General features: G+C 49.9%; 15 protein-coding genes. 7 read left to right on the forward strand and 8 right to left on the reverse strand.

The window, feature by feature from the left end:
- Positions 1–20: 20 nt before the first annotated feature.
- Positions 21–1,166, reverse strand: coding sequence for a Gfo/Idh/MocA family protein (locus I2I11_RS03100; protein WP_196266175.1), 1,146 nt, complete (start codon positions 1,164–1,166; stop codon positions 21–23).
- A 602-nt stretch (positions 1,167–1,768) separates the two neighbouring features.
- On the opposite strand from I2I11_RS03100, the gene I2I11_RS03105 reads away from it, so the two are divergent.
- Entirely contained in the window at positions 1,769–2,098 is a 330-nt protein-coding gene (locus I2I11_RS03105; protein WP_196266176.1) for a DMT family transporter, read from the forward strand.
- Positions 2,099–2,101: 3 nt separating this feature from the next.
- Here I2I11_RS03105 and I2I11_RS03110 read toward each other — a convergent pair whose 3' ends face one another.
- The 5 genes from I2I11_RS03110 to rsfS all read right to left on the reverse strand — a co-directional run bounded on the left by I2I11_RS03110 (position 2,102) and on the right by rsfS (position 6,902).
- A complete protein-coding gene (locus I2I11_RS03110) occupies positions 2,102–2,914 on the reverse strand; it encodes a hypothetical protein (protein ID WP_196266177.1) in 813 nt (270 codons plus the stop codon).
- Complete coding sequence (locus I2I11_RS03115) at positions 2,904–3,674, reverse strand: UDP-2,3-diacylglucosamine diphosphatase (RefSeq protein WP_196266178.1); 771 nt, start codon at positions 3,672–3,674, stop codon at positions 2,904–2,906. Before I2I11_RS03115 ends, I2I11_RS03110 begins: the two co-directional genes overlap by 11 nt.
- Positions 3,658–4,308 (reverse strand): LutC/YkgG family protein, encoded by a 651-nt coding sequence (locus tag I2I11_RS03120; protein WP_196266179.1) that lies wholly within the window; start codon positions 4,306–4,308, stop codon positions 3,658–3,660. The genes I2I11_RS03115 and I2I11_RS03120 overlap by 17 nt, the downstream gene beginning before the upstream one ends.
- 13 nt (positions 4,309–4,321) lie before the next feature.
- Entirely contained in the window at positions 4,322–6,460 is a 2,139-nt protein-coding gene (gene ftsH / locus I2I11_RS03125; RefSeq protein WP_196266180.1) for an ATP-dependent zinc metalloprotease FtsH, read from the reverse strand.
- A 67-nt stretch (positions 6,461–6,527) separates the two neighbouring features.
- On the reverse strand, positions 6,528–6,902 hold the full coding sequence (gene rsfS, locus I2I11_RS03130; protein ID WP_196266181.1) for a ribosome silencing factor: 375 nt from the start codon (positions 6,900–6,902) through the stop codon (positions 6,528–6,530).
- Between the two features lie 50 nt (positions 6,903–6,952).
- Between rsfS and I2I11_RS03135 the strand changes: the two genes are divergently transcribed.
- The 5 genes from I2I11_RS03135 to rlmB all read left to right on the forward strand — a co-directional run bounded on the left by I2I11_RS03135 (position 6,953) and on the right by rlmB (position 13,955).
- Positions 6,953–7,702, forward strand: coding sequence for a biotin--[acetyl-CoA-carboxylase] ligase (locus tag I2I11_RS03135; protein WP_196266182.1), 750 nt, complete (start codon positions 6,953–6,955; stop codon positions 7,700–7,702).
- Between the two features lie 438 nt (positions 7,703–8,140).
- The gene (locus I2I11_RS03140; protein ID WP_196266183.1) at positions 8,141–8,758 is read left to right on the forward strand and encodes a T9SS type A sorting domain-containing protein; all 618 of its coding nucleotides are present in this window, start codon (positions 8,141–8,143) and stop codon (positions 8,756–8,758) included.
- Between the two features lie 123 nt (positions 8,759–8,881).
- The gene (locus I2I11_RS03145) at positions 8,882–11,836 is read left to right on the forward strand and encodes a glycosyltransferase family 117 protein (protein ID WP_196266184.1); all 2,955 of its coding nucleotides are present in this window, start codon (positions 8,882–8,884) and stop codon (positions 11,834–11,836) included.
- A gap of 188 nt (positions 11,837–12,024) precedes the next feature.
- Positions 12,025–13,167, forward strand: coding sequence for a GWxTD domain-containing protein (locus I2I11_RS03150; protein ID WP_196266185.1), 1,143 nt, complete (start codon positions 12,025–12,027; stop codon positions 13,165–13,167).
- The gene (rlmB, locus tag I2I11_RS03155; RefSeq protein WP_196266186.1) at positions 13,140–13,955 is read left to right on the forward strand and encodes a 23S rRNA (guanosine(2251)-2'-O)-methyltransferase RlmB; all 816 of its coding nucleotides are present in this window, start codon (positions 13,140–13,142) and stop codon (positions 13,953–13,955) included. The genes I2I11_RS03150 and rlmB overlap by 28 nt, the downstream gene beginning before the upstream one ends.
- 531 nt (positions 13,956–14,486) lie before the next feature.
- Here rlmB and I2I11_RS03160 read toward each other — a convergent pair.
- Positions 14,487–15,563, reverse strand: coding sequence for a mannose-1-phosphate guanylyltransferase (locus tag I2I11_RS03160; RefSeq protein WP_196266187.1), 1,077 nt, complete (start codon positions 15,561–15,563; stop codon positions 14,487–14,489).
- 5 nt (positions 15,564–15,568) lie between these two features.
- Positions 15,569–16,540: a KpsF/GutQ family sugar-phosphate isomerase gene (locus tag I2I11_RS03165; protein WP_196266188.1), complete on the reverse strand. Its 972-nt coding sequence runs from the start codon at positions 16,538–16,540 to the stop codon at positions 15,569–15,571.
- A gap of 65 nt (positions 16,541–16,605) precedes the next feature.
- Here I2I11_RS03165 and recQ point away from each other — a divergent pair, with 65 nt between their 5' ends.
- On the forward strand, positions 16,606–18,786 hold the full coding sequence (gene recQ / locus I2I11_RS03170) for a DNA helicase RecQ (RefSeq protein WP_196266189.1): 2,181 nt from the start codon (positions 16,606–16,608) through the stop codon (positions 18,784–18,786).
- Positions 18,787–18,805 lie beyond the last annotated feature (19 nt).

Below are 18,805 nucleotides of genomic sequence, written 5' to 3' on the forward strand. Positions count from 1 at the left end.
TATACTTAATAGTTGCTGAACTAAACAGCTACCCATCCCCGCTTGCGGTTCGACTCTAAAATCCGCTCACAGATAAGCAGCTCACGGTAGCCGTCTGCGAATGTCGGGAAGGTCGGGTTCTCAGGCTGCCTGCCTGCTTCAATAGCGGCATACACCTCTTTAAACATTTGCTTGGAGGTGTCAGGGAAGCCTTCGTTGTGGCCACCCGGAAAAGTGATAAGAGAGCGCACTTCGGGATGTACAAGCGAAGGATCGCGCATAAGTACCTGGTTTGCACCGTCGCGGTTGCCCACCCACATTTCGTTTGGAGCCTCCGAATTCCATGCATACGTTTGCTTTGAGCCTGAGATCTCCAGCTTCATCTGGTTCTTACGGCCGGCTGATACCTGCGACACGGTAATAACCCCGCTGTTGCCGTTATCGAAGCGTAATAGAACGTTAGCGTGATCTTCGGTGCTGATTTCCACATCGGCATAATCTTCAGGAGTCAGCATTTTACCAGAGTAAGTCTCAACAGGCTTCAGCGGCTTCTTACGGGTTTTGTGAATAGTGTTAAAATCAGCCATCACCGAAGTTGTTTTAAGGCCGGTAATGTATTCCAGCACGTCCATCAGGTGCGAGCCAATGTCAGCAATGGCGCGGGAATCTCCGGATTTATCAGGCTCTAAACGCCAGTTGTAATCTGTATTATAGAATAACCAATCCTGCAGGTAAGAGCCAATAAAAGAGTAAATGTCGCCCAACTCTCCTTTTTCGCGCATGGTCTTCATCTGTCGCACCAGCGGGTAGTACCGCAGGTTGAAGTGAACGGCATTTACCAAGCCGGTTTCGGCGGCAATACGCACGAGTTCTTCTGCCTCTTCTAAATTTTTTGCCAAAGGCTTCTCGCATACCACGTGCTTGCCCGCCTGCAAAGCCTGCTTTGACTGGGAGTAATGCAGGAAATTTGGGGTACAAATATGAATGCTTGTGATATCATCCTGTTTCAACAGGTTCTCAAACGTATAGGAACGCTCAATGCCAAGCCCGGCAGCTTTTTCTTTAGCCAAATCCTCGGTTATCTCGCAAAGTGCGGCTACTTCTACATTCGGAAGCCTCCGAAGCGCTTCAATATGAGCGGGGCCAATAAAGCCCGTACCTACAACACCTACTTTAATTTTTTCCATTATCTGGGTTTATTTATTCTGAATGATTTAAGGATGGTAAATATATAAAACTATCTGTGTTTTAACTCTTTTTTTGCAAAAATGCGATTTGTTGTAAACAGATAAATTGCCGCTACAACTGTTTTTCGGTTGTTACATTCCATTTAGAAATGTCTCCTGTTATGTGCAATATGTAAATGGTACTGTTACAAATAGTACGGTTGGCAGCGGCAGTAAAGGTTCGTTCAAAACTGACGATAGTTTAACTAAGCGTTCTGGCCACCTTGCTTTCTTTGTCCAACATCGTAGCAAATAGCAGTTTCACTCCGACAAGGGCGTAGAGTATGCCTGATGGTGCTTTCCGAGAGCAGTTGGAGGAAATGCCGGTACAGCAAAGTATGAGTTACAAGGGCAAAGCGCCCGATAATGCAGTGGCTGATGGCTTATAAATAAAGTATAGCTGGTAAAGAAAATCCTCTGCTATACTGTTGCAAGTCCGGAATTTGATTAATGTTCTTGCTGAAGTTTTTCCAACAAGTTGTGGCATATCTATATAACTGCTACCTGTGTCTTTTTACTGATAACGCGTACCTTTGCGCATCATTAAACCGGAAAAATAAGCTATGAATACAGCATGGATATACCTGGTGCTAGCCGGCATCTGCGAAATCGGCTGGGCCTTTGGATTGAAGTATAGCGCAGGCTTTACAAAAATTGGCGTAAGTATAGCCACCGTGGTGGTAATGATTCTGAGCTTTATATTGCTGGCGCAGGCTATGAAAACACTGCCACTGGGTACCGCTTATGCCACCTGGACGGGCATCGGCGCTGTGGGCACCGCTCTGATAGGTATTGTTTTTCTGAACGAGCCGCGTGACTTTGTTCGTATCCTGTGCCTGCTGCTGATAGTGTGCGGCGTAATCGGGCTTAAGTTTTTTGCAAAGGCTGATTAAGCGCTACTCAGGTATATAAACGTCTGCAGCGCCTTGCCTGAACAGAAACACGCGGCTGTCGTTTACGATAGCTGATAAGTATAATTTGTGTGGCAGCGGCTGAACGTGCTCTTCTAAAGTATACAGATCGAGAAAATGCAGTTCATCCTTCTGCACAAAGTATAGCTCGTTGTTACGGAAGCCGATGTAGCTCACACCTGTAAGAGGAAGCTTTTTGAGATAGTTACCCAGGTTATCGAATACAAAAATACCGCTGTTGTAGTCGAGCAGGTATACCATGTTCTGGTACTCGCGCAGCATCCGCACATCAAAGTGCTCTTTGTCCAGAATCAGATTCAGCGGGGTTTCTATGACAGGCTTGCGCAGATGCGCATCCAGCTTGCTTAGCGTAACGTTCGTCTCATCAAAAAGCCAGAAACCATCGTCGGCAGCCAGCGAGGCGGCTTTGGCGATTCCCTGATAGTTGACATCAGTAAGATTAATGCTGCTGATAGGGCGCATAAACCGGTCGAGGAGCATAACATCCTGGCGATCCTGATAAAACAGCAGCATTTTCATGGGGTTCCAGGCCTCAATGGTGCTGATGCGGCCGCGGGTGGGTGGCGAGAACGTATCTATGGGCCTGCCCAGCGGGTCGAGGCGGAGCAGGTTATACTTGTCGTCCAGCAGGTATACGTTGCCGCTGCGATCCTGCGAAATAGCAGTTGGGGAGCTTGCCGGGATGCTGTGGCTAAAGAGAAGCTGCGGCGCCTGCTTTTGCGCAAGCGCAGGTATGGTCAGCAGCCAAAATGTAAACAAGTATGAGCTAGCCTTCAAAGGTTTCCAGTTTTAGCGTGTCACCATCGTATACGCCATAGGTATAATAATTAACCCATTCACCCAGGTTCACGTAACGGCTGTTCTGTCCGATAGGCAAATCCAGGGGCAGGTGGCGATGGCCAAACACATAAAAATCGTGGTGCTGCTGCGCTTCTACTTCCCGGCAGTATTGCAGCAGCCATTCATCCTCGCCTAAAAAGGCCTCGTCTTTTTTAATGTTGCTGATGCGGCTTTTTCGCGACCACTGGTTGGCAATACCGATGCCCAGGTTCGGGTGAATGCGGGCAAACAGCCACTGGCAGGCCTTGTTGTCAAATATCTTTTTGAGGAGTTTATAAGTATGGTCGCCGGGACCAAGGCCGTCGCCATGGCCGATGTAAAAGGTTTTGTTGCCTATACTGGTTGAAATCGGATGCCGCAGAATAGGGATGTTGAGTTCTTCCGGAAAATAATCGAACATCCACATGTCGTGGTTGCCCGTGAAAAACAGCACAGGTATGCCGTCGTCGGTTATTTCAGCCAGCTTGCCCTGCAGCCGGATGAAGCCTTTGGGGATGGCGTGCCTATACTCAAACCAGAAGTCGAAAATGTCGCCTACCAGCAGTATAGCGGCGGCATCCTGCCGGGCCATATCGAGCCAGCGCACAATTTTCTGTTCGCGGGCCCGGCTTGTGGCTGCGTCTGGTGCGCCCAGATGAAAATCGGAGGCAAAGTATACTTTCCTGCCTGGCTGCAGCTGGTTAATGCGGAAGGTCATCGATTAAAAAGAGTACGAGCTGCCGGGGGCCGTGCGCACCCATCACCAATGTTTTTTCGATATCGGCTGTGCGACTCGGCCCGCTTACCAGCGATACCATAGAAGGGAAACTGCCTTTATACTTATCGCGGATGCGCTTCAGACCATCTTTGATGTCGGGCACCATCTGGCTTGCCTTGGCTATTACCAGGTGGTTGTCGGGATAAATGCTCAACCGGCGGCCGGCGGCGTTGGCAGAACTCACCAGAATGCTGCCTGTGCGTGTAATCAGTGCTTCGCAGGTAGTAAGGCCGGCATCTGCATGGGCTATAAAATCTGCCTCATCACCCGAAAACTCTATGCCAGCATATTGCAGGATGCGCTGGATGTTAGGCTCCCACACAAACAGGTTCCGGATCTGCTGCTCCTTTTTGTAAACGTATAGCTGGTCAAAGAAGTCTTCCTCATCCTCACAATACATAAAAACCCCGCTGTTGCTGATAAAGTTTTGCGCAAAGGCCACCGACATGTCTTCTGACACGGGCGCGTGCAGGGGAGAGGTAAAGTCAGGGGTAGGAGGCAGAAAAGGCGCCGACTTAGCCAGCGCCTCTCTTACTCTTCTTAATACTATTTCCTTGGTTTTTGCTTCGTACATGCCTGCTAACTCATCAAGCTGTTCTCGAATTAATTGGTTTTTCCGGCGCTGCTGCGCCATTGCCTAACGGGGTGCCGGGCACAACGCCTTCTTCCTGCTCGGGGTGCTGTGTCAGTCCGTTCTCTTCCGGAACTTCCAGTTGCGGATGCAGCTGCTCCGCCTCACTCTTGGTTTCGCTGCGGTCGGTGCCGGCTGTGTGTGCCTGGTAAGTAGTCAGGGCCTCAAACGGACGCGGACCAACCAAGCGCTCCAGGTCGTTCTGGAACAGGATTTCTTTCTCAAGCAACTCCTGCGATACTATTTCAAGCTCACGCTCTTTGCTTATCAATAACTGCTTGGTGCGCTGGTAAGCTGCATCAATAATCTTGCGTACCTCTTCGTCAATGGTCTGGGCTGTGGCCTCGGAGTATGGTTTGTTAAATGAGTAATCGGAGCTCTGCTTCGAATCGTAGAACGATACGTTACCGATTTTACTGTTCATGCCATACATGGTTACAATGCTGTAGGCCATTTTGGTAATGCGCTCCAGGTCGCTTAGTGCACCCGTCGAAATCCGGCCAAATACCAGTTCTTCTGCAGCGCGGCCGCCCAGGGCCATGCACATCTCATCAATCAACTGCTCGGTAGTGTACAGGAACTGCTCTTTTGGCAGGTACTGTGCGTAGCCCAGCGCAGCCACACCGCGTGGTACAATGCTTACTTTTACCAATGGGTCGGCATGCTCCAGGAACCAGCCGGCAATCGCGTGGCCAGCTTCGTGGTAGGCAACAATCTTTTTCTCTTCTGGTGAGATAATCTTGTTTTTCTTTTCCAGTCCACCGATTACACGGTCAATCGCGTCGTTGAAATCCTGCTGGTCAACGGCCTTCTTGTTACGGCGGGCAGCAATCAAAGCGGCTTCGTTACAAACGTTGGCAATTTCGGCACCAGCAAAACCCGGTGTCTGCGCAGCAAGCTTCTTGGAGTTTACGTCCTCAGCTAATGTGAGCGGCTTCAGGTGCACGTTGAATATCTGCGTGCGGCCATTAATATCCGGTTTGTCGATGCTGATCTGGCGGTCGAAACGGCCGGGACGCAGCAGCGCGGAGTCCAATGTATCGGGCCGGTTGGTAGCAGCAAGTATAATTACGCCTGAATCGGTAGCAAAACCGTCCATCTCTACCAGCAGGGAGTTCAGTGTGTTTTCACGCTCATCGTTGCCGCCAGGAGTCTGTCCACGGCTGCGATGGCGGCCAATGGCGTCTATCTCATCAATAAAGATGATACAGGGCGCTTTGGCTTTGGCCTGCTTGAAGAGGTCGCGCACACGTGCGGCACCCACACCCACAAACATCTCTACAAAGTCGGAACCGGAAAGCGAGAAGAACGGAACATCGGCCTCACCGGCAACAGCTTTGGCCAGCAGGGTTTTACCTGTTCCGGGAGGACCTACCAGCAAAGCGCCTTTAGGTATTTTACCACCCAGTATGGTGAATTTAGAAGGCGTTTTCAGGAACTCTACAATCTCCTGCACCTCTTCTTTGGCCTCCTCCAGGCCGGCCACGTCCTTAAACGTAATCTTTACTTTGTTCTCTGCATCAAAAAGGGCTGCTTTAGACTTGCCGATGTTGAAGATTTGGCCGCCTGCGCCACCCGCTGTTACGCGGCGCATCAGGAACCAGAAGCCAAACAGCAGCAGAATCAGGAAGCCCCACTGCACAAAGAAGTCAGCAAAGCCGGTGCGGCTGGTTACTGTAAGTGGCACGCGCTGATCGCGTGGCACTTCTGCCTGAAGCTTGTCCAGGTCCTCCTTAAATATTTCGGGAGAGATAATCTGGAACTGGTATTGCGGGCCCTGATCTACAGCAAAACTGCCGCGGTCCTGCAGTTCGGTTTTATACTTGTCGTTCTGCAGGGCCTCTTCTTTCAGGTATACCTCCACGATTTTGTCGTTCACGATAGTCAGTTTCTTGACATCGCCGCTGAGCAGCATTTCTTCAAAATCCTTCTGCGTGGTTTCTACTGAGGTGTTGCTGTTGTTGAGCCAGGTTAAGCCGAAGATGATCAGTAGCAGCACAGCCAGCATCCACAACTGCATGGTTGGGCGGGGCGGCGTGTTGGGGATAATCGGTTTCTTCTTCTTGTTATTATTTGGTTTATTATTCTCTGCCATGAATGTTTAATTTCGGATGTATAAACAACATAGGGCCGCACCAATTGTTTTGGTATAGCCCTAAAGGTTAAACAGCTGCCACATGCTCAATGCTGGCGTCGCCCCAAAGCTCCTCCAGCGCATAAAATGCCCGCTTGTCTTTCAAAAAGATGTGCGCCACCACATCTACATAATCCAGCAACACCCACTCGTTGTTGGTGCGGCCTTCGCTTTGCCAGGGGTTCTGGCGAACCGCCTTAAACACTTCTTCCTCTACGGAAGTAGCAATGGCATCGAGTTGGGTATCGGAGTTGGCGGATGCTATGACGAAGTAATCAGATACAGCGTTTTTAAGTGATTTAAGGTTAATAACTACAATATCAAAGGCTTTTCTTTCCTGCATGCCTTTCACTACAAGTTCTGCCAATATGTCTGAATTAGCCTCAACCTTGGTTTCTTTCATTTGAGCTACTTAAATTTGAAGTACAAAAGTATTAAATTCTAATGTAATGTATGGTGCCTAATACGCTGTTTATGGGCCGGCAGCTTTTTTTTCTGCCGGTTTGTGAATCTACTAACTCAGAGGCCCAGCAGCTTCTTATCAAAAATGAGGCCACAGAGGGCTGCCTGGTGCTTACGGCACAACAAACCAGTGGCCGTGGCCAGCGCGGAAATACCTGGGAGGCTGAACCCGGAAAAAATATTACGCTTTCCGTTATCCTGTCGCCCACCTTTCTGGCCGCCCGTCATCAGTTTTTCCTCAACATGGCCGTGTCGCTGGCCGTGCTCGATCTGCTGCGCGAGCAGGGGCTGGTGCAGGCACAGGTAAAGTGGCCCAACGATTTATACTTTGAAGGTAAGAAACTTGGCGGGATTTTAATAGAAAACACCATAAGCAGCCACTATTTACAACACAGTATCATCGGAATTGGTTTAAACGTAAACCAGTTGCAGTTTCAGTTCCCGACGGCTACTTCGCTGGCCGCCTGCCTGGGCCATGCGCTGGATGTGGAAGCGCTGGTGGCTCAACTGATGGAACTTCTGGAAAAACGCTACCTGGAATTGCGCAACGGCAAAACTGCCCGGCTGAAGTATGAGTACCTGCAGGCACTGTTCCGCTACCAGCAAATGCACCCTTTTATAGTGGATAACCGGCAGGTGCAGGGAATGATAACGGGTATTGATGACGACGGCCGGCTGGGCGTGGAAATAAAAGGGCTGTTGCACTACTTTTCCTTTAAGGAAATTGCTTTTGTTATCTGAAGATCCGGTTCTGGTTTGCCTGGCTTATTTATACTTCGGCGATTAACAAGCCAGGTATAAGCATCCTGTTTTTAGTATTTGTGGCTTAATTAAAAGTGGCAAAAGCAAAGTAATTATCTCCTGGCTCAGCTTGTGTGTACTTTATGTGCTGATGCCCGCACTTCTCTGTTATACCTGGTTATCCATAAAGAAAAGCAGATGTTTTGTAGGCTTAAATGGAAGAAAAGCAAGTATAAATTACGACTTATCGGTTAGTTGGCGTAATTGTTGATATATAATCAAGTATGAATGGAAGGCGTTTTCTGCGTCAGGCTGATTTAAGGCTTACAAGGATTTATACTCGTTTGTAAATACTTTCGGATTTACGCTTAATTTTTTCAATATTTTAAACTATCTTTGGTTGCAATAGTCAATATTAGTAAAAAAGAGGATCTTAATATGATAATTTCTACTCAAAAAATATTTCTGGCTGTTATGCTGCTGGGCACTTACCTGACAGGATTTGTCGGGAAAGCATACTGCAAGGGAATATCCCGCGAGGCTATTGCGGGGGTGTTGCCTGTTTACAAGGGCGGAGTGGCCGTGTGGGCCTTTGTATCGGAGCAGCATTCGCAGCTGGCTCCTTCGGCACAAAACGCGCACCCGCACATTCTTACAGATGTGGCGGAGCATTCGTGTTCTAAAATTTATGCATCGGCTGTAGGCCAGGTATTTCATACACTGGAACTCAGAACCGATAGAAACATGTATGCGGCAAGTCTTGTTGCTTTGGCACCCAGCCGTAACCTTATCAAGGAACTGCCTTCTATTAACGCTTACCCGAACCCGTCGCGCGGCATTACGCTTTTTTCGCTCAACCTGACGGCCAACGACAACTATAAAATCAGAATATCCAACACCATTGGACGGGTGGTAACGAGTGCCGAAGTATTGCCCGCCAGTGCCAACACAGTTGTGCAACTGGATATGAGCAGCCTGCCTTCCGGCGTGTATTTTTACAGCTTGCTGGTGAACGACAAAACTGTAGAAACAAAACGCCTTATACTTCAGAAATAACCCCTTTTATAAGGATTTAGCAACAGGAAGCCGGCCAAATGGCCGGCTTTTTGATTTTAAACTTTTAAAAGTAGCCTTCCCTTAACATTATTTATTATTTTCGGGGCTGAATCAACTATCGTTATGACTGATTATCGCAGGATAAATAACATCGTGGGGTGGATCGTATTTTTGATCGCCGCTACAGTTTACGTACTTACACTCGAACCGACCGCCAGTTTCTGGGACTGCGGGGAATTTATCGCCAGCTCATTTAAACTGCTGGTACCGCATCCGCCCGGCGCACCGCTCTTTCTGCTGATAGGCCGCATGTTCTCGCTTTTTGCCTCCGATGTAACGCAGGTAGCCTGGTGGGTTAACTTTCTTTCTGGTCTGTGCAGCGCCTTTACCTCTTTGTTCCTGTTCTGGAGCATTACGATTCTGGCCAGGCGCATACTTATAAAAGAAGGCGAACAGCCCACAACCGGCAACATCCTGCTCATTATGGGCAGCGGCGTGGTAGGAGCGCTGGCTTATACTTTCTCTGACTCCGCTTGGTTCTCCGCCGTAGAAGCCGAAGTATACGCCATGTCGTCTTTTTTCACGGCGATCGTATTCTGGGCGATGCTGCGCTGGGAGGCAAAAGCCGGCGAAGCTTACTCCGACAAATGGCTTATCCTGATTGCATACCTGGTAGGCCTTTCCATCGGGGTGCACCTGCTCAACTTGGTAGCTATTCCGGCGCTCGCTTTTATTTATTACTTCCGCTTATACAAGCCCACTTTCTGGGGCGGTGTAGTAGCCTTCCTGATTAGTGCCGTAGTGCTGCTGACCATCCTATGGGGCATCATACCCGGTTTGCCTTCGGTCGCGGGCGACGTGGAAGTGTTCTTCGTGAATTCGCTTGGCCTGCCGTTCGGCAGCGGCGTTATTGTATTTGTAGTGCTGGTGGTAGCAGCCATTGTATATGGTATCCGCTACTCCATCAGGCACAACAACCGCATCCTGAACACGGCGCTGCTTTGCCTGGTATTTGTATTGATAGGTTACTCATCTTATATGATGATTCCAATCCGGTCCAGCTATGATCCGACTATTGACGAAAACGATCCGGATGACATCCTGGGCGTGGTGGCTTACCTGAAGCGCGAGCAATACGGTGATCGCCCCTTGATCTATGGCCCGCAATACAATGCCCAGCCCGTTGACCAGGAAGAGGGCGCACCCCGATACATCAGAGGAAAAGACAAGTATATTGTTACAGGCCACAAGATTGAGCCGATATACGAGAGCAAAGACAAAACCCTGTTCCCCCGCATTTACAGCGATCAGCCACAACACATTGATGAGTATAAAAAATGGGTTGATCTGCGTGAAGGCCAGATGCCGACTTTCGGCCAGAACCTGAGCTTTCTGTTCCGTTATCAGTTGGGGCACATGTACTGGCGCTACTTCCTGTGGAACTTTGCAGGCCGCGAGAGCGATGTGCAGAATGCCGGGGTGCTGTGGTTTGGCAAGGGAGGGCCTAATGTGCCGGATCGGGTGCTGAACAGTGAGGCCCGCAACTGCTTTTACCTGCTGCCGCTGCTGCTGGGTATACTTGGTTTGATTTACCAGATACGCAAAAAAGAGAAAGATGCTTTCGTGATTGGCCTGCTGTTTTTCTTTACCGGTATCGCTATTGCCTTATACTTAAACCAGCCGCCATCAGAGCCGCGCGAGCGTGATTATACTTTTGCAGGCTCGTTTTACGCTTTCAGTATCTGGATTGGCCTGGGTGTGCTGGGCGTGGCAGAGTTAATACAGAAAGTGCTGAAGAACAGAACGGCTCAGGCGGGCCTGGCTACTGTTGTCTGCCTTTCGGTGCCGGTTATAATGGCCGCAGAAGGCTGGAACGACCACGATCGCTCTGACCGCTACCAGTCCGTAGACTCTGCCAAGAACCTGCTGGATTCCTGTGCCCCCAACGCCATCCTCTTCACCAACGGCGACAACGATACGTTCCCGCTTTGGTATGTGCAGGAAGTGGAAGGATACCGGACAGATGTGCGCGTGGCTGTGCTCAGCTATCTCAATACCGACTGGTACATCGACCAGATGAAGCGGCAATCGTATAAATCGGCGCCGTGGCCGCTGACGCTGGAGAACGAAAACTACCGCCAGGGCACCAATGATTACCTGCCTTACATGGAGCGCCCGCAGGTAGCCGCCGGCATCGACCTGAAGCAGTTTATAGAATTGGTGAAAGAAAACCATCCGGCGCTGCAGGTGCAGTACGGCGAAGGTACAACGCTGATGACCATGCCGACACACAACTTCTTCCTGAATGTAGACACAAGCCTGGTGCAGCAGATGGGCTTTATCCCCGCCGAAAAGCAGAACCAGGTAACGGACCGCATGCAATGGACCATTAACAAGTCGCTTCTGGAGAAAAAGCACCTCATTATGTTAGACTTGCTGAGCACCAATAACTGGGAGCGCCCGATTTACTTTTCCACTACCGTGAACAGTGCAGACTTTATCGGCTTGTCGCAGTATTTCCAGCTGGACGGACTTGCTTTCCGGGTAGTGCCTGTAAAAACAGCTAGTGAAGAAGAGCAGGGCTACGTGAACAAAGACGTGATGTATAACAACATGATGAAAAAGTTCAGCTTCCGCAACTTCAACAACCCGGACATTTACTACGACGAAAATTACCTGCGCTTCTCGGCCAACGCCCGCGATAAGTTTGCCAAACTGGCTACAGCTTACCTGGAAGACGGCAATGTGGCCAGAGCAAAAGAAGTTGTGGATCATTGCTTCGATGTGATGCCCGGCAACGCTGTGCCGTATGATTATTACACGCCGCAGTTCATCCCGATTATGATGAAGATAGGCGAAGAAGAGAAAGCCAGGCAGATACTCGACGAAATGACGAAAAATTCGCAGCAGGCCCTGGATTATTATTTTGAGAAAGGCGCTTTGTTCGATACGGAGATACAGACCAATATGGTTATTTTGCAGCAGCTGGTAGGCATAGCGCAGGAAATCGGGATGGAAGACCGTGCGCAGCAGCTGCAACAGCAATTTATGCAGTACCTGCAACGCATGCGCCGCTAAACAAAAAGGAGCGGAAGGCAGTAATTAAAGCCGGACTGCCTGCAGGTAGCCCGGCTTTAATTTTTCAGGTTCACCTTGTTATCCTGTCACAGATGAAGCACTTTGCGCTGATTTTATTTTCTGTTTTGCTGTTTTCCTGGGGGTGTGGCGGGCCGCGTCTGCGCCCCTTGGCCAGAATGCAGCCTGTGATGGCAAAGCCAGTTATACCGGAGATAATATTACAGCAACGCTTCTACGGTAGTGGCGACAGCTTATACCTGCTGCTGCGGTTCGAGGATGTGCGGCAGGTGCTGGATGTACCGCAAACGGCTAAGTACATGATTTACAGCATTCGTGCCGGCGCGTCGGAACGGGATGCGCTGCTGCAGTCAGACTCGGTGAATGTAACCGTTGCCGGCCGCAAAGATGCGCAGGGGCTGGTGCTGCAACTGGCGCTGCCGCGGCAACTGGTGCAGGAGCCTAATGTGCTGCACCTGCGCCTCTGGCAGGATCTTGAGAACAATGAGCGGATGGGGGCCAGGTTTAAGGTGCCGCTGCAGGCAAGTATGCCGGAGAAAGACTTTCTGCTGGTGCAGGCTACAAACGGGCAGCCGGTATTCCAGGATTACACAACCACTTCTACGCCCCTGCTGCTTCGCTCTTACAGTGCAGCGCCCGGCACTCTGATGTTACAGCGCTTCGAAGCTGATTTTACACCCGCTCTGCCACCAATGTCTGCAAGGCAGGAGGCTGTGCCGCGTACCATCTCGGTGCTGGAAGAAACAAGTATAGTGCCTGGTGATACGTTCAGCCTAAAGGAACCCGGCTTATACTTACTGGCGCCTGACAGCAGGTTTCCGAGGGGCTTGCTGGTGCAGCCAAATGCTTATCCGAAGGTAACCATGGCAAAAGAACTGCTGCCGCCGCTTATTTATCTGACCACTTCTGCAGAGCGGGAAGCCATGATGCAAGCGGCAGATACCAAGGAGGCCGTAGATCGGTTCTGGCTTAAAATAGCCGGCAACGAAAATGAGGCGCGCCGCCTGATCCGCACATACTACAGCCGCGTAGAGACGGCGAACAGGCTTTATACTTCGCATAAAGCAGGCTGGGCTACGGACAGGGGTATGATTTACATTATCTACGGCCCGCCCAGCGACATTAGCCATACCGCCGGTTCCGAAACCTGGATATACCGCCAGTCTGAAACGTCGCCATACGTGAAATTCGTTTTTACCAAAAAAGAGAATACCTTTACTACGAATCATTATGAGCTGATACGGCGCCCCGAGTACGAGGAAAGCTGGTACAGCACAGTAGCAAAATGGAGAGCAGGTATAACAGGAACGTAGGCAGCCGCTATGGTAGCCCCAGAGCACCCAAAGAAGATAAAATAGAAATGATTTTCGGCTCCAGGCCCATTCTGGAGGCGATGCTGGCCGGTAAAACACTGGAAAAAATATTCCTGCAGCGCGGCAGCCGCAACAGCACCACAGATGAGATTACGGACCTGGCCAAAAAGCTGGATGTGCCCGTGGCGTCGGTGCCCGTTGAGAAACTGAACAACCTGACCCGCAAAAATCACCAGGGCGCTGTGGCCTTCCTTTCAGCTATTGCTTACGCCCCTCTGAACGAGATTGTAACATCGCTGTTTGAAAAGGGCAAAAATCCGCTGCTGCTTATACTTGATCGGATTACGGATGTGCGCAACTTCGGCGCTATTGCCCGGAATGCAGAGTGTATGGGCGTGGATGCTATCATTATTCCCAGCCGCGGCGGTGCACAAATCAATGCTGATGCTATTAAAACATCAGCCGGCGCACTGCACCTTATACCCGTTTGCCGCGAGCCTAATCTGAAGGATACCCTCGATTACCTCAAGGATTATGGCGTACAGCTGGTAGCCTGTACCGAAAAGACGGAGCAAAGCCTGGCGGATGATGACGTGGACATGGTCGGGCCGACAGCTATTATCATGGGCAGCGAGGAAGACGGTATTTCGCCGGAATACCTGAAGCGCGCTGATGCCCGCCTGCGTATTCCGCTGATGGGGCAGATTGGCTCTTTGAACGTATCCGTAGCCACCGGCATTATACTTTACGAAGCCATGCGCCAGCGCCTGAAAGAGGCAAAAGCTTAATTTATGGATAAAGGATTGTTTGGCAGGTGATAAGGGTGTTTTGTTATACCATACATAGCCTGGTTCATTTCATCCCAGATATAAAGTATGGCGTCTATAGACTTGCTTCGAAAAAGCCAATATGATTCGCTACTGAAGGATGACTTCCGCTAGTGCGAACTTGCAGCTCGTACTTTCCTTAACGCTGTCGGTGTAAAGATACGAGCTACAAGCTCGCACCAGCAGGGGTATGATACCAGCCGAAGTATAAAATATGCGTAGACCTCGCAGCGTGCGCAGCTCCTGCGAGTGTCCTGCTTGCTACCAAGGCTTCGGAATTAATTGGTTTCCGGGATGGCTATGTTTTTGAGTATAAAACAAATCAGCCATAGCATAGCTTTATACTTCTTCGTGCTTTTCCCTGTATGTGCACAAATACGAGCTACTAGCTCGCACCAGCGAAGTATAAAAAAGGGAGAAGGAGCTTTGAGTAACTCCTTCTCCCTTTCTTTTCTTCATTTGTCGAAAATTCCTTTGCCTGAATTACCCGGATTAAATATACTCTGTGCCTTTTTTGGATTTGGCATCTGCCATAAACTCTTTTACTTTCTGCTCTTCCTCTATTTTGCAGATCATCAGTACATTATCATACTCGGCTACAATGTAATCTTCTAGGCCCTGCAGTACCACCAAGCGTTCTTTAGGTGTTTTTACGATGCAGTTCTTCGTGTCATAGAGCAGCACTTCGCCATCTACTACATTCCCGTTCTCGTCTTTCTCATTAATAGTATAAAGCGATTTCCAGGTGCCCAGGTCCGACCAGCCGATATCGGCAAGCAACACATACACATTGTCCACTTTCTCCATAATGCCATAGTCTATCGATACGTTGCGGCACTGTGAGTATGCGCGGGTAATAAAATTCTGCTCTTTGGCAGTGTTCAGAACAGCACTGCCTTCCTCAAAAACCTCGGAAATCTCGGGCAGGTACTGGCGGAAAGCTCTCAGGATACTTTGTACGCTCCAGATAAAAATGCCTGAGTTCCAGACAAAGTCGCCGCTCTCCAAAAACATTTGCGCCAGTTCCAGATTTGGCTTTTCAGTAAAGGTCTTCACCTTTTTGATACGCTGCGACTCGTCGCCGATGTACTGGATGTATCCATAGCCCGTATCGGGGCGGCTTGGCGTAATACCCAGCGTTAAAAGCACATCGTCTTTGGCTGCAGCGGCCACGGCTTCAATAATCACGTCTTCGAACTCCCGCTCTTTCAACACCACATGGTCTGAGGGCGCTACAACCAGTTTGGCGTCAGGGTTGAGTTGCGCGATTTTATAGGAGGCGTAAGCCACGCATGGTGCCGTGTTGCGGCCAACAGGCTCCAACAGTACCTGGTTGTCGCTCAGTTGGGGGAGCTGCTCTTTTACCAGGGCTTCATAGTCCTTGTTGGTCACCACAAACACATTCTCCGGCGGACAGATATGCGCGAAGCGTCGGGCAGTCATTTGCAGCATACTTTCGCCGATGCCGAGCACGTCGTGAAATTGCTTGGGATAGTTGGTGCGGCTGAATGGCCAGAAGCGACTTCCGATACCGCCCGCCATAATAACTACATAGGTATTTTTATCCATGGTAATTAAACGAGTCCTTCTTTTAATAAATCGTGTAAGTGTATAAAACCGGCAAAATTACCAGATTCTGTAACAATAAGCTGCGTTATAGTTTTATCTTGCATAATAGCCAGCGCTTCTGCCGCATACTGATCGGGTGAAATGGTGAGCGGGGCAGGAGTCATGATGTCGGAAGCGCGAATGCCGTCAATGGAATCAAACTTGTTGAGCATACGGCGCAGATCGCCGTCGGTTATAATGCCTACTAAATGGCTGGTGCCATCCTGTACCACCGCGGTGGCTCCGAGGCGCTTCGAGGAGATTTCTATAATAATTTCTTTCAGCGTAGCGTTTTCTTTTACATTTGGAGCCTCATTCTGCCGGTAGATGTCACCTACCGTCAGGTATAAACGCTTGCCCAGCGAACCGCCCGGGTGCAGCCCGGCAAAGTCGGCAGTACTAAAGCCCCGGGCTTCCAGCAGGCAGACTGCCAGTGCATCGCCTAGGGCAAGGGCAGCGGTAGTGCTGGTGGTAGGCGCCAGGTTATGCGGACAGGCTTCGCGCTCTATATGGGCGTTAAGTATAAAATCGGCACACTGGGCCAGGTAAGAATCGGTGCTGGAGACCATGGCAGCCAGTTTGGAGCCTTTGCGCTTCAGTAGCGGAACCAGAACCTTAATTTCGGGTGTGTTGCCGCTTTTGGAGATGCAGATAACGAAGTCGTCGGGTTGTATCATACCCAAATCGCCATGTATGGCATCGGCGGCGTGCATAAAAATGGCGGGTGTGCCCGTAGAGTTAAGCGTGGCTACAATTTTGGAAGCAATGTTGGCGCTCTTACCAATACCGGTAACAACGACGCGGCCTTTGCTCTGCAAAATAGCGTTGACACAGCCTTCAAAATTCTCGTCAACCAGATCTGCCAGTCTGGCGATGGCTTCAGCTTCTAATTGCAAGACATTTTTTGCAGTTTGAATGATGTTATTAAGTAGATTCAAATTAAATTTGTATAAATGTGCCTTGAACGGGTACGTTGCAACCAGAATATTTTTTGCAGGATTACATGTCAGTTAAACAAGAGGTCAATCTCAAGAACAAATTAAAGGAAGTTTTTGGCTATAGTCAATTCAGGGGCAACCAGGAGTTGATAATAAACAACATCATTAATGGCAAAAACACCTTTGTGATTATGCCGACGGGCGCGGGCAAGTCGCTGTGTTACCAGTTGCCGGCGTTGTCACTTCCGGGCACAGCCATCGTTATATCGCCCCTTATTGCCCTGATGAAGAACCAGGTAGATCAGCTGAACGCTTTTGGTGTGAACGCGCAGTTCCTGAACTCTACACTTTCGAAGGCTGAGATAAACAAGGTAAAAAAAGAAACGCTTGCCGGGGAGGTAAAGCTGCTGTATGTGGCGCCGGAGTCGCTTACCAAAGAAGACACCATTGAATTCCTCCGCAACTCCAACATTACCTTTGTGGCCATCGACGAGGCGCACTGTATCTCAGAATGGGGGCACGATTTCCGGCCGGAGTACCGCCGCATCCGGGGCATCATCGATCAGATCGGTAATTTGCCCATTATTGCGCTTACCGCCACCGCCACGCCCAAAGTACAGCTCGACATCCAGCGCAACCTGCAGATGGACGAGGCCTCGGTATTTAAATCGTCTTTTAACCGCACCAACTTATACTATGAGGTGCGCCCCAAGCACAATACCAAAAAGCAGCTCATCCAGTATGTGAAAAAGCATAAGGGCAAGAGCGGCGTAGTATACTGCCTGAGTCGCAAAAAGGTGGAAGAAATTGCCGAACTGCTGCGCGTGAACGATGTAAAGGCGCTGCCTTACCATGCCGGCCTCGACGCACAGGTGCGCATGAACAACCAGGACGCGTTTCTGAACGAGGACTGCGATGTGATTGTAGCCACCATTGCCTTTGGCATGGGCATCGACAAGCCGGACGTGCGCTTTGTTATCCACTATGATACGCCAAAGTCGGTGGAGGGCTACTACCAGGAAACCGGACGTGCGGGCCGCGATGGGCTGGAGGGCAACTGCCTGATGTTCTACAGTTATGATGACATTATCAAGCTCGAAAAATTCAACAAAGATAAACCTGTAACGGAGCGCGACAACTCCAAGCTGCTGCTGCAGGAAATGGCCTCTTACGCTGACTCAGCGGTGTGCCGACGCAAGCAGTTGCTGCATTATTTTGGCGAAGCCTACGAGAAGGATTGCGGTTTCTGCGACAACTGCCTGCATCCCAAAGAGCGCTTTGAGGCGCAGAACGAGGCACAGCTGGCCTTAAAGGCGGTGCAGCAAACTGGTGAGCGCTTTAGTATAGAGCACCTGACGGCAGTGCTGACAGGCTTGCGCAACCAGTATACGACCAGCTATGATCATGACCAACTGGAGGTGTTCGGCGCCGGAAAAGAGCATGATGCCCAGTTCTGGAGCTCGGTACTGCGCCAGGTGCTGTTGTCTGAATACCTGGAAAAAGATATCGAGAATTTCGGAATTGTGAAGCTAACGCAGAAGGGCCGTGACTTTATCGCGCAGCCGCATCCTATACAGCTCACAAAAGACCATAACTACGAGCAGGAAGTAAAGGAAGACGCAGAGAAGGAAGAAACACAAGCCGCTGCAGGCCACGACGAAGCCTTGTTTGACCTGCTGAAAGGCCTGCGCAAAAAAATGGCAAAGGAAAAAGGCCTGCCGCCATACGTCCTGTTCCAGGACCCGTCGCTAAAGGAAATGGCCACCGTATACCCTACTACCAAAGAAGACCTGGCCCATATTGCCGGTGTGGGAATGGGCAAGGTGCAGAAGTTTGGTAAGCCCTTCCTGGATCTCATCAGCAAGTATGTAGAGGAGAATGATATTGTAACGGCGGCAGACGTAGTGGTGAAAACCACAGTAAACAAGTCGAAGATAAAGATTTACATCATTCAGCAGATAGACAAAAAAGTAGATCTGGAAGAACTGGCAGCCTCTAAAGATTTGACAATGCAGGAGCTGATCGAGGAAATTGAGCATATCTGCTATTCCGGCACCAAACTTAACCTGAACTACTACATCAACAATGTGCTGGATCAGGAGCGTCAGGAAGAAATTTATGACTATTTTATGCACGCCAGCACCGATAACATTGCTGTGGCCCAGCAGGAACTGGGGGCGGATGATTATACCGAAGAGGATCTGCGCCTGATGCGTATCAAGTTCCTGTCGGAGTACGCTAATTAAGCTGTTTAGTAGTTTAAAG

The organism is Pontibacter rufus (assembly GCF_015694705.1).
Taxonomy (GTDB): Bacteria; Bacteroidota; Bacteroidia; order Cytophagales; family Hymenobacteraceae; genus Pontibacter; species Pontibacter rufus.

What these genes read in the sequence shown, in the direction of transcription:
- I2I11_RS03120 (WP_196266179.1), bottom strand. Translation starts at nt 4,308, where the DNA reads ATGTACGAAGCAAAAACCAAGGAAATAGTATTAAGAAGAGTAAGAGAG.
- I2I11_RS03105 (WP_196266176.1), top strand. Translation starts at nt 1,769, where the DNA reads ATGAATACAGCATGGATATACCTGGTGCTAGCCGGCATCTGCGAAATC.
- I2I11_RS03160 (WP_196266187.1), bottom strand. Translation starts at nt 15,563, where the DNA reads ATGGATAAAAATACCTATGTAGTTATTATGGCGGGCGGTATCGGAAGT.
- I2I11_RS03145 (WP_196266184.1), top strand. Translation starts at nt 8,882, where the DNA reads ATGACTGATTATCGCAGGATAAATAACATCGTGGGGTGGATCGTATTT.
- I2I11_RS03115 (WP_196266178.1), bottom strand. Translation starts at nt 3,674, where the DNA reads ATGACCTTCCGCATTAACCAGCTGCAGCCAGGCAGGAAAGTATACTTT.
- recQ (WP_196266189.1), top strand. Translation starts at nt 16,606, where the DNA reads ATGTCAGTTAAACAAGAGGTCAATCTCAAGAACAAATTAAAGGAAGTT.
- ftsH (WP_196266180.1), bottom strand. Translation starts at nt 6,460, where the DNA reads ATGGCAGAGAATAATAAACCAAATAATAACAAGAAGAAGAAACCGATT.
- I2I11_RS03100 (WP_196266175.1), bottom strand. Translation starts at nt 1,166, where the DNA reads ATGGAAAAAATTAAAGTAGGTGTTGTAGGTACGGGCTTTATTGGCCCC.
- I2I11_RS03150 (WP_196266185.1), top strand. Translation starts at nt 12,025, where the DNA reads ATGGCAAAGCCAGTTATACCGGAGATAATATTACAGCAACGCTTCTAC.
- I2I11_RS03135 (WP_196266182.1), top strand. Translation starts at nt 6,953, where the DNA reads ATGGTGCCTAATACGCTGTTTATGGGCCGGCAGCTTTTTTTTCTGCCG.
- rsfS (WP_196266181.1), bottom strand. Translation starts at nt 6,902, where the DNA reads ATGAAAGAAACCAAGGTTGAGGCTAATTCAGACATATTGGCAGAACTT.
- I2I11_RS03140 (WP_196266183.1), top strand. Translation starts at nt 8,141, where the DNA reads ATGATAATTTCTACTCAAAAAATATTTCTGGCTGTTATGCTGCTGGGC.
- rlmB (WP_196266186.1), top strand. Translation starts at nt 13,140, where the DNA reads ATGGAGAGCAGGTATAACAGGAACGTAGGCAGCCGCTATGGTAGCCCC.